The organism is Streptomyces sp. NPDC006259, from assembly GCF_042870975.1.
In the GTDB taxonomy this organism is placed as follows: Bacteria; Actinomycetota; Actinomycetes; order Streptomycetales; family Streptomycetaceae; genus Streptomyces.
Map to the genome: position 1 here is coordinate 346303 of NZ_JBIAHY010000001.1, position 16064 is coordinate 362366.

Here is a 16064-nt window from a genome sequence, read left to right on the forward strand (position 1 = left end):
CCGATCAGCCCAGCCAGACATAACCCGCGAGTCGCCCCGTGGTGCGATCGCGGCGGTACGAGAAATGGTCGTGCGACTCACGCGTGCACACCGGCGACCGCTCCCGGTCCCGCACCCCGAGCCGGTCGAGCTGCGCGTGCACGCCGGCGGTCACGTCGACCGCGGGAGTGCCCCAGCTCGTCTCGGCGTGGGCGGCCGGCTCCACGGCGGCCACCTCGGCCCGCATCGTCTCCGGCACCTCGTAACACCGGCCGCAGATCGCGGGTCCGGTGCGGGCGACGATCCGGGACGGCTCGGCGCCGAGTGCGACCATGGCCCGTACGGCGGCGGGGACGACCCCCGCGACCATTCCGGGCCGGCCGGCGTGGGCCGCGCCCACGACACCGGCGACGGGGTCGGCGAGCAGGACGGGCGTGCAGTCGGCGGTGAGGACGGCGAGGGCCAGTCCCCGCTCCCGGGTGACGATCGCGTCGACCTCGGGCACCGGGCTCCGGCGCTCGCCTCGTTCCGTCGAGGGCTCGCCCATGCCCCAGGGACCGTCCACGACGGCGACGTCTGCGCCGTGCACCTGGTTCATCCAGACGACCCGGTCCGCGTCGAGGCCCAGCGACTTGGCCGCCGACTCCCGGTTGGTCCGTACGGCCCCGGGGTCGTCGCCGACCGCGCCGCCGAGGTTGAGCTGCTCGTACGGAGCGGCGCTCACCCCGCCCCACCGGTCGGTGAAGGCGAAGTGCGCGCCGCTCGCGTGTCCGTGCTGTCCTATCACTTCAGGAAGTCCGGCACGTCCAGTTCCTCGGCGGCGCTGTCCGAGTAGCTCCGCGACGGCGGCACCGGCGGGGCGACCGGGATGTCGGCCGCCGGCTCGGGCGCCGGCTCCGGCTCCTCCTTGGGGGTCACGCTGCCGAGCGAGCCGAAGGTCGGGCGGCTCTCGGGCTGCCGTACCGGGGTGGGCTCCTCGCGGCGGGGCGAGGACGAGGACGAGGAGGACGAGCCGAGGACGGTGTCCCGGCGGGCCGGGGGCTGGCCCCCGTCGAAGCCGGCCGCGATCACGGTGACCCGGACCTCGTCGCCGAGGGCGTCGTCGATGACCGCGCCGAAGATGATGTTGGCCTCCGGGTGAGCGGCCTCGCTGACCAGCTGGGCGGCCTCATTGATCTCGAACAGGCCGAGGTCGGAGCCGCCGGAGATGGACAGGAGCACGCCCCGGGCGCCGTCGATGGACGCCTCGAGCAGCGGCGAGGAGATCGCCATCTCGGCGGCGGCCACCGCGCGGTCGTCGCCGCGGGCCGAGCCGATGCCCATGAGGGCCGAACCGGCCTCGGACATGACCGACTTGACGTCGGCGAAGTCGAGGTTGATCAGACCCGGGGTGGTGATGAGGTCGGTGATGCCCTGGACGCCGGAGAGCAGGACCTGGTCCGCCGACTTGAACGCGTCGAGGACGGAGACCTGGCGGTCCGAGATGGACAGCAGCCGGTCGTTGGGGATGACGATGAGGGTGTCGACCTCTTCGCGGAGTTCGGCGATGCCGTCCTCGGCCTGGTTCGCGCGGCGCCGTCCCTCGAAGGTGAACGGGCGTGTGACCACGCCGATGGTGAGGGCGCCGAGGGAGCGCGCGATGTTGGCCACGACGGGTGCGCCGCCGGTGCCGGTGCCGCCGCCTTCACCGGCCGTCACGAAGACCATGTCGGCCCCCTTGAGGACCTCCTCGATCTCCTCGCGGTGGTCCTCTGCGGCCTTGCGGCCGACGGCCGGGTTGGCTCCGGCGCCGAGTCCGCGGGTGAGTTCGCGGCCGACGTCGAGTTTGACGTCGGCGTCGCTCATCAACAGAGCCTGGGCGTCCGTGTTGATGGCGATGAACTCGACACCCTTGAGACCGACCTCGATCATCCGGTTGATGGCATTGACACCACCGCCGCCGACACCGATGACTTTGATGACTGCGAGGTAGTTCTGCGGTGCTGCCACGTCGAAGGCCTCTCGCCTCGAGTTACGTGTCGCTGGTTCGCGAGACGCTCTGCGCTCCACGATCCGGCGACTGATGCCGAATGGGACGGTCCGTTTCGCCGACCCGAACCCTAACGCTGAAGTTTAGGGTTACCAGTGTGCCTGTTCCTTGAAGTCTTCTGAACAGGACACTAAGTCGACAAGTGGCGCCCGTTCAACGAACACGCCGAACCTCCCGTTTTTCTTTTCACCCTATGTGATCAGCCGTGTCGCTGCCCAACCAGGGTGCTGGCCTGCGCTGATGTGCGTCAACTCCGCGCTGACGCAGGGGCGGTGGGAACGCTGACATCGAAGTGCCGTGCGTCCGGGGAGGCTTTCATCAGAGCGAGGATGGTACGGCTCTTGGCCGCGCCGTCCTCCGCGCTCCCCCACGCGACGGTCCGGCCGCCGCTCAACTCCAGCGAGATGTCGTCGTAGGAGCGGACCTTGACGACGCGGGTGGCGCGGGCTACCGAGGGCGGCAGGGCGCGGACGGTCCGCACGGCCTCGCGGACGAGGCGGCCCTCGCCGAAGCGGCGCAGACTCGCGGCGGCCGAACTGGACGGCGAGGGTGCCGACTCCAGCAGGGGAACGCCCTCGGGCGCCTGGGAGACGGTGGCGAAGCGGACGCCCTCCTCGTCCACCTCCACGAAGTCGCGCCCCTTTCGCACCAGCACGACGGGCGTACGCTCGGTCACCTCCAGACCGATTCCGTCGGGCCAGGAACGGGTGACCTCGACCGAGTCGATCCGGCGCAGCCGCTCCCGCAACCGCTGCTCGATCGCGTCGGTGTCGACGGAGACCAGGGGCGAACCCACGGGAACGGCGGCGGCCTCGCGGACCTGCGCCGGCGTCAGGACCGCCGTACCGGAGACGGAGACGTGCTTCAGGCGCAGCCACTCGGAGCCGTACAGCAGCCAGGTGGAGCCGGCGCCGAGGAGGACCACGGCGAGCGCGATGATGATGATCGTACGAAGTCGGCGCGGGCCGAGCCGCCGGACCAGGGGCGGGCCGGACGACTCCTGTTGGCGTGCACCGCTCTCGGCGGTGGCGGGTCCGGCCACGCGCACTCCCTTTCCTGGCCCGGTTCCCCTCCGGGACGACAGCCGGGTGCCGCGAGCCCGATCGCGCTCGGCCTCTCGGCCTCCGCCCGCCCGGTCTCCCGACACCGACGCACCCCTTCGGCTCACTCGCCGATGCGTTTCCTAATGGTGTGCACGACTGGCGGCGATCGCCTCGTACACCATGCCGACGAGCAGGTCGTCGGCGTCCCGGCGGCCGAACTCGCCCGCGGCGCGGGACATCTCGTACAGCCGGTGCGGGTCGGCCAGCACCGGCAGGACGTTCTCCCGGATCCATTCCGGGGTCAGTTCCGCGTCGTCGACGAGCAGGCCGCCGCCGGCCTTGACCACCGGCTGGGCGTTCAGCCGCTGTTCGCCGTTGCCGATGGGCAGCGGGACGTAGGCGGCGGGGAGCCCGACGGCGGAGAGTTCGGCGACGGTCATCGCGCCCGCGCGGCAGAGCATCATGTCGGCCGCGGCGTACGCGAGATCCATCCGGTCCACGTACGGTACCGGGATGTAGGGGGGCATTCCCGGCATCTGCTGGACGTGCGGCAGTTCGTTCTTCGGGCCGACCGCGTGCAGGATCTGGATCCCGGCCTGCTGGAGCCAGGGGGCGACCTGCTGGACCACCTCGTTGAGGCGGCGGGCCCCCTGCGAACCGCCGGAGACGAGCAGTGTCGGCAGGTTCGGGTCGAGACCGAACACGTGCCGTGCCTCGGGACGCGCGGCGGCCCGGTCCAGGGTGGCGATGGAGCGGCGCAGCGGGATGCCGATGTAGCGGGCGTCGCGGAGCTTGCTGTCGGGCGTGGAGACGGCGACGCGGGCGGCGTAGCGCGAGCCGATCTTGTTGGCCAGGCCGGGGCGGGCGTTGGCCTCGTGGATGACGATCGGCACGCCCCGCCGCTTGGCGGCGAGGTAGGCGGGCAGGGCCACGTACCCGCCGAAGCCGACGACGACGTCGGCCCGGGTGCGCTCCAGGATCTGCTCGGTCGCCTTGATCGTGCCGCGCAGCCGGCCCGGGACGGTGATCAGCTCGGGGGTCGGCTTGCGCGGCAGCGGCACCGCGGGGATCAGCGCCAGCTCGTAACCCCGCTGGGGTACGAGCGTGGTCTCCAGACCGCGCTCCGTGCCCAGGGCCGTGATCCCCACCGAGGGGTCCTGCCTGCGCAGGGCGTCCGCGAGGGCGAGCGCGGGCTCGATGTGGCCGGCGGTCCCCCCACCAGCGAGTACGACATGCACCGAAATTCACCGCTCTCCGGACGTACGCGCCGCCGAGGCACGCCGTCTCATCGTGTTCCATCTCCGGGGCCCCGTGAGGCTTCCGGCTCCCCGCTTTCTACCAAAGCGGGGTTGCCGCATCGCAAGCGCCGCCCGCGCAGCGGGCTCGTCGCGTGCGAAGGCGATCAGCAGCCCGATGGCGAACATGGTCGGCAGCAGGGCGGATCCCCCGTAGGAGAACAGCGGGAGCGGGACACCGGCGATCGGCAGCAGGCCGAGCACCGCACCGATGTTGATCACGGCCTGGGCCGTGATCCAGGTGGTCACGCCTCCCGCGGCATACCTGACGAAGGGGTCCTCCGTGCGTCCGGCCACGCGGATACCCGCATAGCCTAGAGCCGCGAACAGGGCGAGCACCGACAGCGTCCCCGCCAGACCCAGTTCCTCGCCGGTGACGGCGAAGATGAAGTCGGTGTGCGCCTCGGGGAGTTGACCCCATTTCTCCACACTCGCACCGAGGCCGGAGCCGAAGATGCCGCCCGAGGCGAGGGCGTAGATCCCGTGCACGGCCTGCCAGCAGTCGGCCGCCCCGGTCTTCGGCTCGGTGGCGCCGATGCAGGCCAGCCGGGCCATGCGGTTCGGGCTGGTCTTGATGAGGACCACGCCGATCAGGGCGGCGATCGAGAGCACGCCCGCGAAGAGTCGGGTGGGTGCGCCCGCCAGCCACAGCAGGCCGAACAGGATCGCCGTGAGGATGATCGCGGTCCCCATGTCACCGCCGAGCATGATCAGCCCCAGCAGCATGAACGCGACCGGCACGAGCGGCACCAGCAGGTGCTTCCACTGGCTCAGCAGCCTCTTGTCCTGCTTGCGGGCCAGCAGGTCGGCGCCCCACAGCACCAGCGCGAGCTTGCCGAACTCGCTGGGCTGGATCTGGAACGAGCCGCCGAGCGAGATCCAGTTCTGGTTGCCGTTGACCGCCATCCCTATCCCCGGCACCTGCACCAGGGCCATCAGGAAGACGGCGCCCGCGAGGATCGGGTAGGCCAGCGCCCGGTGCAGCCTCACCGGCATCCGGGAGGCCGCCGCCATCAGCAGACCGCCGATGGCTGCCGCGAGGAACTGCTTGCGGAAGAAGAACGAACCGGGCAACGACATCTGCAACGCGGTGATCTGCGAGGCCGAGTAGACCATCACCAGGCCCAGGACGGTGATCAGCAGGCTGCCGCCGAGGATCAGGTAGTAGGCGGTCAGCGGCCGGTCCCAGGCCCTGCGGGCACGCGTGTAGAGCCGCAGGGCGGGGTTGTCGCGCGGCGGCCCGGCGACAGGTCTGCGGACGGTCCGCTGGACGGGCGGCCTCCCGGTACGGCTACCGGGCACCGCAGCCCCCGGTGAACGTCGGCCTCGACGGTCCCACGCGTCCTCCCAAGGTCCGCCCGGCAGGCGGCCGGGTCAGGCGCCGAGTTCGCGAACGGCCTCCGCGAACGCGTCACCGCGCTGGTTGTAGTTGACGAACATGTCCATGGAGGCGCAGGCCGGGGCGAGCAGTACGGTGTCGCCTTCGACGGCGAGTCCGCGGGCCTCCTGGACAGCCGCGAGCATCGCCCCAGTGTCGGTCCGGTCGAGGTCGACGACCGGTACCTGCGGGGCGTGTCGCGCCAGGGCTTCACGGATCAGGGCACGGTCGGCGCCGATGAGCACGACCCCGCGCAGCCGCTCCGCCGACTTGGCGACCAGCTCGTCGAAGGTCGCCCCCTTGGCGAGCCCGCCCGCGATCCACACGATCGACCCGTAGGCCGCCAACGAGGCTTCCGCGGCATGGGTGTTGGTGGCCTTGGAGTCGTCGACGTACGCGACGCCGTCCAGGTCGGCCACGTGGGCGATCCGGTGGGCGTCCGGGGTGAAGGCCCGCAGCCCGTCCCGTACGGCCGTGGCGGGCACCCCGAAGGCGCGCGCGAGGGCCGCCGCGGCGAGCGCGTTGGCGATGTTGTGCGGGGCCGGCGGGTTGACGTCGGAGACCTCGGCCAGCGCCTGGGCGTTCTTCTGCCGGTTCTCGACGAAGGCGCGATCGACCAGCATGCCGTCCACCACGCCGAGTTGGGAGGGGCCGGGGGGGCCGAGCGTGAAGCCGACGGCCCGGCAGCCCTCCTCGACGTCCGCGTCGCGCACCAGGTCCTCGGTGGCCTTGTCGGCCACGTTGTAGACGCAGGCGACCCGATTGCCCTCGTAGACACGGCCCTTGTCCTTGGCGTACGCCTCCATGGAGCCGTGCCAGTCGAGGTGGTCGGGGGCGAGGTTGAGCACGGTGGCCGAGTGGGCGCGCAGGGAGGGCGCCCAGTGCAGCTGGTAGCTGGAGAGCTCCACGGCGAGGACGTCGTGGCGCTCCTCGCCGAGGACAGCGTCCAGCAGCGAGACGCCGATGTTCCCGACGGCCGCCGTACGCAGACCGGCCGCCTCCAGGATCGACGCCAGCATCCGGGTGGTGGTGGTCTTGCCGTTGGTGCCGGTCACGCAGAGCCAGGGGGCCGGTTCCCTGCCGTCCAGTGCCCGCAGGCGCCAGGCGAGTTCGACGTCGCCCCACACCGGCACACCGGCCGCGGCCGCCGCCGCGAACAGCGGCTTGTCCGGCTTCCAGCCGGGCGCGGTGACGATCAGCTCGGTGCCCTCCGGCAGGGTCGCCCCGTCACCGAGGCGCACGGTGACGCCCCGTTCCCGAAGCTCCGCGGCCTGCTCACGCGCGCGTGCGTCGTCGCCGTCGTTCACGACGGTGACGTTCGCGCCGAGCCCGTGCAGCACCGTGGCCGCCGGGACGCCGGAGACGCCGAGCCCGGCGACGGTGACGTTCTTCCCCTGCCAGTCGGTCACTTTTCCGCTGCCCATCCCGCGTAGAAGATGCCCAGTCCGACGATCACGCAGATGCCCTGGATGATCCAGAAACGGACCACGACGAGGACTTCGGACCAGCCCTTGAGTTCGAAGTGATGCTGGAGCGGTGCCATCCGGAAGACACGCTTCCCGGTGAGCTTGAAGGAACCGACCTGGATGACCACCGACATCGTGATCAGGACGAACAGGCCGCCGAGGAGGGCGATCAGCAGCTCGGTGCGGGAGCAGATCGCGAGACCCGCGAGCACGCCGCCGAGCGCCAGCGAACCGGTGTCGCCCATGAAGATCTTGGCCGGCGAGGTGTTCCACCACAGGAAGCCGAGGCAGGCGCCCATCAGCGCGGAGGCGATGACCGCGAGGTCCAGCGGGTCGCGCACCTCGTAACAGGCGCTGGGGTTGGTCAGGGTCTCGCCGTTGGCGCAGGACTCCTGGAACTGCCAGACGCCGATGAACGTGTACGCGCCGAAGACGAGGACGGAGGCGCCGGTGGCGAGCCCGTCCAGACCGTCCGTCAGGTTCACGCCGTTGGACATCGCGAGGATCATGAACAGCGCCCAGACGACGAACAGCACCGGGCCGATCGTCCAGCCGAAGTCCGTGATGAACGACAGTTTCGTGGAGGCCGGGGTGTTGCCGCGGGAGTCGGAGAACTGGAGCGACAGCACCGCGAAGGAGATGCCGACGATCAACTGGCCGGCCATCTTCGCCTTGGCCCGCAGACCCAGCGAACGCCGCTTGACGATCTTGATGTAGTCGTCGAGGAAACCGACCAGACCCATGCCCGTCATCAGGCCGAGCACCAGCAGACCCGAGTAGGTCGGCGGCTTGCCCGTGATCACCTTGGACAGGAAGTACGCGGCGATCGTCGCGAAGATGAAGGCGATGCCGCCCATGGTCGGCGTACCGCGCTTGCTGGCGTGCTCGCGCGGGCCGTCGTCGCGGATGTACTGGCCGTACCCCTTGCGCGCCAGCAGCTTGATCAGCAGCGGCGTGCCGACCAGCGTCAGGAAGAGGCCGATGACACCGGCGAACAGGATCTGATTCATCATCGGGCGACGCCCTCACCCTCGGCACCGGTCGCGAGCAGCGCCTGCGCGACGCTCTCCAGACCGACCGAACGGGACGCCTTCACGAGTACGACGTCTCCCGGGCGCAACTCGCTGCGCAACAGGTCGACAGCCGCCTGTGCGTCGGACACGTGCACCGACTCCTCACCCCACGAACCCTCGTTGTATGCGCCCAGTTGCAGCCAGGCGGCTTCCCTGCCCCCGACCGCGACGAGCTTGCCGACATTGAGCCGGACGGCGAGCCGTCCGACCGCGTCGTGCTCGGCGAGCGCCTCGTCCCCCAGCTCGGCCATCTTGCCGAGCACCGCCCACGTACGGCCCCCCTTCGCCTGTGAGGCTCTGCCCATTGCGGCGAGCGCGCGCAGGGCGGCTCGCATGGACTCGGGGTTCGCGTTGTAGGCGTCGTTGACGATCGTCACGCCGTCCGGGCGCTCGGTGACCTCCATACGCCAGCGGGAGAGGGAGCCCGCCTCGGAGAGCGCGAGGGCGATCTCTTCCGCGGACATGCCCAGCTCATGGGCGACGGCGGCCGCGGCGAGCGCGTTCGACACGTGGTGCTCACCGTACAGGCGCATGGTCACATCGCTTGCACCGGAGGGTGTGTGAAGCCTGAAGGCGGGCTGTCCGGTGTCCGTGAGTCTCACGTTCTCGGCGCGTACGTCCGCTTCGTCGGACTCTCCGAAAAGGACCACCTTCGCCTTCGTACGGGAGGACATGGCGCGGACCAGGGGGTCGTCGGCGTTGAGGACCGCCGTGCCGCCCTCGCTCGCCGGCGGGAGGCTCTCGATGAGTTCGCCCTTGGCCTGGGCGATCTGCTCGCGGCCGCCGAACTCGCCGATGTGGGCGCTGCCGACGTTCAGCACCAGGCCGATCCTCGGTGGCGTCAGATCGGTGAGGTAGCGGATGTGGCCGATGCCGCGGGCGCCCATCTCCAGCACGAGGAACTTCGTCTCCTCGGTGGCGGTCAGGGCGGTCAGCGGCAGCCCGATCTCGTTGTTGAGCGAGCCGGGGGTGAACACCGTCGGCGCCTTGCGCCGCAGGACCTGGGCGATGAGGTCCTTGGTGCTGGTCTTGCCGGCCGAGCCGGTGAGGGCGACGAGGGTCGTGCCGAGCGTGCGCACGACGTGCCGGGCGAGGGCGCCGAGTGCCGTCTGGACGTCGTCCACGACGATCGCGGGCACGCCGACGGGGCGCGAGGCCAGTACGGCCGCCGCGCCCGCCTCGACGACCGCCCGCGCGTAGTCGTGGCCGTCCGCCCGTTCGCCGACGAAGGCGACGAAGAGGCTGCCGGGCGCCACCTCGCGGGAGTCCCGGACGACGGGCCCGGTGACCTGGACGGACGGATCCGGTATGTCGTACGTCTGCCCGCCGACGACTGCTGCGATCTCGGCGAGGGAGAGGGCGATCACAAGTTCATCCCTGGGTGTTCTGGATAGCTTCGCGAAGCACCTGGCGGTCGTCGAAGGGACGGACCACACCGGCGATGTCCTGGCCCTGCTCGTGGCCCTTGCCCGCGACCAGCACGGTGTCGCCGGGACGCGCCCGGCTGACGGCCGCGGCGATCGCGGCGGCCCGGTCCTCGAACAGCTGCACCTCGCCGCGCTCGTGGGCCGGCACGGACGCGGCGCCCTGGAGCATCGTGGCGAGGATCGCGAGGGGGTCCTCGGAGCGGGGGTTGTCGGAGGTCAGTACGGCGGTGTCGGCGAGCCGGGCCACCGCGGCGCCCATCGGGACCCGCTTGGTGGTGTCGCGGTCGCCGCCGCAGCCGAGCACCACGTGCAGCCGGCCCTTGGTGACCTTGCGCAGCGCCTTGAGCACCGACTCGACGGCGTCCGTCTTGTGCGCGTAGTCGACGACCGCGAGGTAGTCCTGTCCGGCGTCCACCCGCTCCAGCCGGCCGGGCACGCCCGGTACGGCGGCCACGCCGTCGGCGGCGGTCTGCGGGTCGAGCCCGGCGGCGGCGAGGGCCACGATCGCGCCGAGGCTGTTGGCCACGTTGAAGGGGCCGGCGATCGGCGACCTCGCGGAGATCCGCGCGCCGTCGGGGCCGAGGACGGTGAACGTCGAGTCCATCGGGCCGACCTGGACGTCGACGGCCCGCCAGTCGGCGTCGGGGTGGCCCTCGGCGGAGAACGTGACCACCGGGACGGTGGCCTCGCCGGCCAGCCGGCGGCCGTACTCGTCGTCGAGGTTGACCACCCCGAGCCTGCTGCGCAGCGGCGTGAACAGCTGCGCCTTCGCCCGGAAGTAGTCCTCCATGCCGGAGTGGAACTCCATGTGTTCCGGGCTGAGGTTGGTGAACACGGCGATGTCGAAGACGCAGCCGTCGACCCGGCCGAGGACCAGGGCGTGGCTGGATACCTCCATCGCGACCGCCTCGACGCCCCGTTCGCGCATGACGGCGAACAGGGCCTGGAGGTCGGTGGCCTCGGGGGTGGTGCGCTCGGACTTCACGCGCTCGTCGCCGATGCGCATCTCGACGGTGCCGATCAGCCCGGTGGTCCTGGCCGACCTCAGGCCGCCCTCGACGAGATAGGCGGTGGTGGTCTTGCCGGAGGTGCCGGTGATGCCGATCTGGAGCAGCTCGCGGCCGGGGTGGCCGTAGATCGTGGCCGCCAGCTCCCCCATCCGTCCGCGCGGGTCGTCGACGACCAGAACGGGCAGGCCGGTGGCGGCGGCCCGCCCGGCGCCGGCCGGGTCGGTCAGCACGGCGACGGCGCCGAGGCCCGCGGCCTGGGTGGCGAAGTCGGCGCCGTGCAGGCGGGCGCCCGGGAGGGCGGCGTACAGGTCGCCGGGGCGGACGGCGCGTGAGTCGTGGGTGATGCCCGTGACCTCCGCGGGGCTCTCCGGCTGCTCGGCACCCAGTTGGCCGGCCAGCTCCGCCAGGGGTGTGGCGGAGACGTGAACCGGTCGCGGCGGCCCCGGATATGTCACGGAAGCGCCCTTCTGAGTGGTTTGGGGATGATCGGCGTGTGGCACGCCGGTGAGCGTACCGGGCGCGGCTGGTCCGGAGCGAAGTGAGGCGGCGGGTGGTGCCTGGTTCGCGGGATCGGGAGTGATCATGGTCACGGGCTGGTTCCCTGGCTGGTTCGGCGCTGAACACTGGCGGGCGGACAGGACGGGCGGCGGGCGGACGGACGGCGGGCGGACGGGCGGGCGGGCCGGCTTGCCGGGCGGCTCGCCGGCTGCCGGCTGCGTCAGGGGGCGAAAGAGACCGGGAGGTTCGCGGGCTTGCCCCCGGTCGGCGGGACCTGGAGCGTCTTCAGGGAGAACTCCATGACCTTCTTGAAGATCGGGCCGCAGATCTGGCCGCCGAAGTAACTGCCCGCGGTGGCGTTCTGGATGGCGCAGTAGACCGTCACCCGGGGCTTGTCGGCGGGCGCGAACCCGGCGAACGACGAGGTGTAGCCGTGGTACCTGCCGGTGGCCGGATCCACGCGGTTCGCCGTACCCGTCTTGCCCGCCACGCGGTAGCCGGGGATACGCGCCTTGGTACCGGTCCCCTCCTCGTCGTCCACCACCGACTCCAGCATCTGCGCGAGGGACTTGGCCGTCTTCTGGCTGACCACCCGGGTCTTCCGGGGGGCCTCGGCGGGGGTGAAACGGCCGTCGGGGCCCTTGGTGCCGCGCACCAGGCTCGGCTCGACGCGGACCCCGCCGTTGGCGATCGTCGAGTAGACGGAGGCCGCCTGGAGGGCGTTGATGGACACGCCCTGCCCGAAGGGAATCGTGTACTGCTGCGAGGTCGACCAGTCGCCGGGCGCCGCGAGGATGCCCTTCGTCTCGCCGGGGAAGCCGAGCCCGGTGTCACTGCCGATGCCGAACCTGCGCAGGTAGGAGTAGAGGGTCTGGTTCGCCTGCGCCTGGGTCTTGCCGAGCTGGCCGGTCGCCAGGATCGTGCCGATGTTGCTGGACTTGGCGAGTACGCCGTTGAGCGTGAGGTACCAGGTGGCGTGGTCGATGTCGTCCTGGAACAGCCGGTCGCCGCGGTGCAGCCGGTTGGGCACGGTGACGTGCGTGAGCGGCGTGGCGGCGTTCTCCTCCAGTACGGCGGCCATCGACATCACCTTGGCGGTGGAGCCGGGCTCGAAGGCGTCCTGGAGGGCCGCGTTGCCGAGGGCCTCGGAACTCGCCTTGGACAGGTCGTTGGGGTCGAAGCCGGGCGAGTTGGCCAGGGCGAGGATCTCACCGGTGCGGGTGTCCTGGACGATGACGTAGCCGCGGTCCGCCCGGGACTCCTTCACCTGCTCCGTGATGGCGTTCTGCGCGGCCCACTGGATGTCCCGGTCGATCGTCAGCTCGACGTCCGAGCCGGGCACGGCCGGGGTCTCGTTGGAACCCGCGGTGGGGACCTGGCGGCCGCCGGACTGGGCGAAGCGGATCTTGCCGTCCTTGCCGGCCAGGGTGGTGTTCAGCTGCTGCTCGACGCCGCCGCCGCCCTTTCCCTCGGCGTTCACCCAGCCCAGTATCCCGGCGGCCAGTTCACCGTTGGGGTACACGCGCTTGCTGCTGGGGACGGAGAAGACGCCGGCCAGGACGTTGACCGTGGCCGGGTCCGACTCGGCCTTGGTGGCGAGCGCGGACTTCAGGTCCTTGATCTGCTTCCAGACCTGCGGGGTCTGCCGGCCGGCCAGCTTGGCGTAGCGCGCGTTCGCGTTGGCGGGGCGCAGCTTCTTGACGAGCGCCGTCTGCTCCTGGCCGAGGATCGGCGCGAGGAGGGCGGCCGCCTGTTCGGGGCCGTCCTGGACCTTCAGCTGGCCGGGCGCGAACATCGTGGGGTCGGCGGTGATGTCGTAGGCGTCCTCGCTGGAGGCGAGTGCCACGCCGGAGCGGTCGGTGATCTCGCCGCGCTCGGCCGCCAGGATCTGGCCGACGTACCGGTTCTGTTCCGCCTTGGCGGCGTAGGTGCCGGCGTCGACGGCCTGCACCTGGAGCAGTCGGACCACGAAGGCGATCATCACCAGGGCCAGCGCGAGGCCCACCAGCCGCAGCCGGGGGCGCGGGCTGCCGAGCCGGATGACGCGGGGGGCCGCGGGCCGCGCGGCTGCCGGGCGGCGGACGGGGCGGGTTCCGGGTCGCGGCCTGCGCTGGGCGGAGGCGGGGCGGGCGGGGCCGGGCACGCGCCGGCGCGGCGGTTCCCTGTCGGACACTTCCGTCACCTGCCGGGAGTCGGGGGAATGGCTGCGGTCGGGGGAACGGCTGCGGTCGGGGAGCCGCCGCCGGCGGTCGCCGCCGGGTCGGGCCCGGCCGCATCCGGGGCGATGGCCGCCGGACCACCGGTGGGGGTGGCGGTCGGGGTGCCGGCCGACGGGAGGGCCGGCAGGGTCGCGATGGCCTCGGGAGGCCGTACGGCGACCGGGGTGTCCGTCGCGGAACCCAGGGCGGCGGGCGAGGGGACCCCCTTCACGGTGCCGTCCGGGTCGAGGAAGGCCGGGTCGCCGCCGGGCACCATGCCCAGTTCACGGGCGCGGCGCTGGAGGGCGTCCGGGGCCGAGTAGGCGTCGATGTCCCGCTGGAGCGCCTGCTCCTCGTCGGTGAGGTTCTTGGTGTCCTTCTGCAGGTCGTCCATCTTGAACGAGTTCTCGCTGAGCGCGGAGTTCAGCACCAGCAGGCCGATCAGGCCGCCGCCGAGCAGCACCACGACGAGCAGGACGAACGGTGTGCGCGCCGCCTGTCGCGGTCGGGCCGGAAAGAGCCGCGCGAGCCGGGCGGCCCGCCCCTTCAACCGGGGTTTCCTGCTCACTCGCCCTCCCCTGGGCCGTCGGTCACGAACCCACTGGGCCGGGATGTTCCCCGGCCTGCCCGCCGCACGCCCGTCACTCGACGTCCTCCCTGATGCGTTCGGCCCCGCGCAGCCGCGCCGGGGCGGCCCGCCGGTTCTCGGCGACCTCTTCCTCCGTGGGAAGTTCGGCACCTCGGGTGAGCAGCTTGAGGCGCGGCTGGTAGCGCTCGGGGACGACGGGCAGTCCGGCCGGCGCGGTGGTGGCGGCGCCGGCCGTCAACACCTGCTTGACCAGGCGGTCCTCCAGCGAGTGGTACGACAGCACGGCGATCCGCCCGCCGACGTCGAGGGTCTTCACGGCGGCCGGGATCGCCCGTTCCAGGACCGACAGCTCGCCGTTGACCTCGATGCGCAGCGCCTGGAAGGTGCGCTTGGCCGGGTTGCCGCCGGTGCGCTTGGCGGCCTGCGGCAGAGCGTTCCGGATCAGCTCGACGAGCCGGGCGCTGTTGGTGAACGGCTCCTTCTCCCGCTCGCGCACGACCGCGGAGACGATCCGCTTGGCCTGCTTCTCCTCGCCGTACGCCCGCAGGATGCGCACCAGTTCGCCCGGCGGGTAGGTGTTGAGGACCTCGGCGGCGCTGATGCCCGTCGTCTGGTCCATGCGCATGTCGAGCGGGGCGTCCTGGGCGTAGGCGAAGCCGCGGTCGGCCTCGTCCAGCTGCATGGAGGAGACGCCGAGGTCGAACAGGACGCCCTGCACGCGCGCGATGCCGAGCCGTTCGAGGACCTCGGGAAGCTCGTCGTAGACGGCGTGCACGAGGGTGGCGCGGTCCTGGTGGGCCGCGAGGCGCTCGCCGGACAGCCGCAGTGCCTCCTTGTCGCGGTCGAGCGCGACGAGGCGGGCCTCCGGGAACCGGGTCAGCAGGGCCTCACTGTGTCCGCCGAGGCCGAGCGTGCAGTCGACGACCACCGCTCCGGGCCGCTGGAGGGCAGGGGCCAACAGGTCCAAGCAGCGCTGGAGCATCACCGGGACGTGTCGCCCCTGTCCCTCCCGTCGCCCGCCATCGCCCTCATTCGAATGCGCTTCGCGCCCCATTGATCCTGGGCCCTCTCAGATCCACGGGCCCGTACGCACCGCCGGGTCCCCGCCCGCTCGAAGTAGGGGAGGTCCGCCGGCGCCGGAAGCGTCAGCCGACCGGGAGCGGGAGGAGGCCGAGCCGTACGTACGCGCCGCGCACGCGGGGAGATCACCGGCGGCCGCGCCGGGGTCTCTCGGGAGTTTCAGTCCAGCGGGGAGATCACCGCCTCCCGCTTCGCGTCACTTTAGTCCACCCTGTCTCGCGGTCAATCAACCGGCCTGCGCGTCGTGGTCCGGTAGGCGTGCGAAGCGGCGATTACGGGAAAATCACTCCTGCGGCCGTCCTCCCACCACTCGTGTGGATTACCTCACACGGGGCCGGGATGGCGTTCTTTTGCCCTTCTCACCACGCGACCGGAGCGCTTGTGACCAGTAACGTCATGGGTATGACGACTTCCGCATCGGTACCCACCGGCTCCGAGGCCGCCATACCCACTGGCGGTACGGTCACCGACCGCCTGGTCGAGGCGAACCGGCGCTATGCCGCCGCCTTCAGCGACCCGGGAATGGACGCACGCCCCGTGCTGCAGGTGGCCGTGGTGGCCTGCATGGACGCCCGCCTCGACCTGCACGACGCCCTCGGCCTCGAACTCGGCGACTGTCACACCATCCGCAACGCGGGTGGCGTCGTCACCGACGACGTGATCCGCTCCCTCACGATCAGCCAGCGTGCCCTCGGCACCCGCAGCGTGGTCCTGATCCATCACACCGGCTGCGGCCTGGAATCCCTCACCGAGGAGTTCCGCCACGATCTGGAGATGGAGGTGGGGCAGCGTCCGGCATGGGCGGTGGAGGCGTTCCGGGACGTCGACCAGGACGTGCGGCAGTCGATGCAGCGCGTGCGCACCTCGCCCTTCCTCGTGCACACCGACGACGTACGAGGCTTCGTCTTCGACGTGAGGACGGGCCTGCTGAGGGAGATCGACCCCACCGAAAAGTCCTAGGACCTGACATATCGCTGTCAGTTGTCCACAGGCGAGTGA

The 16064-nt window shown here is 71.5% G+C and carries 13 protein-coding genes; 1 reads left to right on the forward strand and 12 read right to left on the reverse strand.

Annotated features, from left to right (window positions below):
* Positions 1 to 4: 4 nt before the first annotated feature.
* The 12 genes from pgeF to rsmH form a co-directional block, all read right to left on the reverse strand.
* Positions 5 to 766, reverse strand: a complete 762-nt coding sequence (pgeF, locus tag ACFYO5_RS01570) for a peptidoglycan editing factor PgeF (protein WP_388702942.1) — start codon at positions 764 to 766, stop codon at positions 5 to 7.
* On the reverse strand, positions 763 to 1968 hold the full coding sequence (gene ftsZ / locus ACFYO5_RS01575; protein ID WP_388702944.1) for a cell division protein FtsZ: 1206 nt from the start codon (positions 1966 to 1968) through the stop codon (positions 763 to 765). The genes pgeF and ftsZ overlap by 4 nt, the downstream gene beginning before the upstream one ends.
* Positions 1969 to 2255: 287 nt before the next feature.
* Complete coding sequence (locus tag ACFYO5_RS01580; protein WP_388702947.1) at positions 2256 to 3050, reverse strand: cell division protein FtsQ/DivIB; 795 nt, start codon at positions 3048 to 3050, stop codon at positions 2256 to 2258.
* Positions 3051 to 3191: 141 nt separating this feature from the next.
* Positions 3192 to 4289, reverse strand: coding sequence for an undecaprenyldiphospho-muramoylpentapeptide beta-N-acetylglucosaminyltransferase (gene murG, locus ACFYO5_RS01585; RefSeq protein WP_356558918.1), 1098 nt, complete (start codon positions 4287 to 4289; stop codon positions 3192 to 3194).
* 6 nt (positions 4290 to 4295) lie between these two features.
* Positions 4296 to 5648 carry a putative lipid II flippase FtsW gene (ftsW, locus tag ACFYO5_RS01590; protein ID WP_356558920.1) on the reverse strand — a complete coding sequence of 451 codons (1353 nt, stop codon included), beginning with the start codon at positions 5646 to 5648 and terminating at the stop codon, positions 4296 to 4298.
* 72 nt (positions 5649 to 5720) lie between these two features.
* The gene (murD, locus tag ACFYO5_RS01595; RefSeq protein ID WP_388702952.1) at positions 5721 to 7148 is read right to left on the reverse strand and encodes a UDP-N-acetylmuramoyl-L-alanine--D-glutamate ligase; all 1428 of its coding nucleotides are present in this window, start codon (positions 7146 to 7148) and stop codon (positions 5721 to 5723) included.
* Entirely contained in the window at positions 7130 to 8203 is a 1074-nt protein-coding gene (gene mraY / locus ACFYO5_RS01600; protein ID WP_356558925.1) for a phospho-N-acetylmuramoyl-pentapeptide-transferase, read from the reverse strand. The genes murD and mraY overlap by 19 nt, the downstream gene beginning before the upstream one ends.
* Positions 8200 to 9630, reverse strand: coding sequence for a UDP-N-acetylmuramoyl-tripeptide--D-alanyl-D-alanine ligase (gene murF / locus ACFYO5_RS01605; RefSeq protein WP_388702956.1), 1431 nt, complete (start codon positions 9628 to 9630; stop codon positions 8200 to 8202). Before murF ends, mraY begins: the two co-directional genes overlap by 4 nt.
* 4 nt (positions 9631 to 9634) lie before the next feature.
* Positions 9635 to 11290 carry a UDP-N-acetylmuramoyl-L-alanyl-D-glutamate--2,6-diaminopimelate ligase gene (locus ACFYO5_RS01610; RefSeq protein ID WP_388702959.1) on the reverse strand — a complete coding sequence of 552 codons (1656 nt, stop codon included), beginning with the start codon at positions 11288 to 11290 and terminating at the stop codon, positions 9635 to 9637.
* A gap of 128 nt (positions 11291 to 11418) precedes the next feature.
* Positions 11419 to 13371 (reverse strand): peptidoglycan D,D-transpeptidase FtsI family protein, encoded by a 1953-nt coding sequence (locus ACFYO5_RS01615; protein ID WP_388702962.1) that lies wholly within the window; start codon positions 13369 to 13371, stop codon positions 11419 to 11421.
* Positions 13372 to 13376: 5 nt separating this feature from the next.
* Positions 13377 to 13964, reverse strand: coding sequence for a septum formation initiator family protein (locus tag ACFYO5_RS01620; protein WP_388702965.1), 588 nt, complete (start codon positions 13962 to 13964; stop codon positions 13377 to 13379).
* A gap of 73 nt (positions 13965 to 14037) precedes the next feature.
* The gene (gene rsmH / locus ACFYO5_RS01625) at positions 14038 to 15039 is read right to left on the reverse strand and encodes a 16S rRNA (cytosine(1402)-N(4))-methyltransferase RsmH (protein ID WP_356558937.1); all 1002 of its coding nucleotides are present in this window, start codon (positions 15037 to 15039) and stop codon (positions 14038 to 14040) included.
* Positions 15040 to 15467: 428 nt separating this feature from the next.
* Here rsmH and ACFYO5_RS01630 point away from each other — a divergent pair, with 428 nt between their 5' ends.
* Positions 15468 to 16025 carry a beta-class carbonic anhydrase gene (locus ACFYO5_RS01630; protein WP_388702968.1) on the forward strand — a complete coding sequence of 186 codons (558 nt, stop codon included), beginning with the start codon at positions 15468 to 15470 and terminating at the stop codon, positions 16023 to 16025.
* Positions 16026 to 16064 lie beyond the last annotated feature (39 nt).

Coding starts and splice junctions, on each gene's coding strand:
- murD (WP_388702952.1), bottom strand. CDS start 7,148: ATGGGCAGCGGAAAAGTGACCGACTGGCAGGGGAAGAACGTCACCGTC.
- mraY (WP_356558925.1), bottom strand. CDS start 8,203: ATGATGAATCAGATCCTGTTCGCCGGTGTCATCGGCCTCTTCCTGACG.
- rsmH (WP_356558937.1), bottom strand. CDS start 15,039: ATGGGGCGCGAAGCGCATTCGAATGAGGGCGATGGCGGGCGACGGGAG.
- ACFYO5_RS01630 (WP_388702968.1), top strand. CDS start 15,468: ATGACGACTTCCGCATCGGTACCCACCGGCTCCGAGGCCGCCATACCC.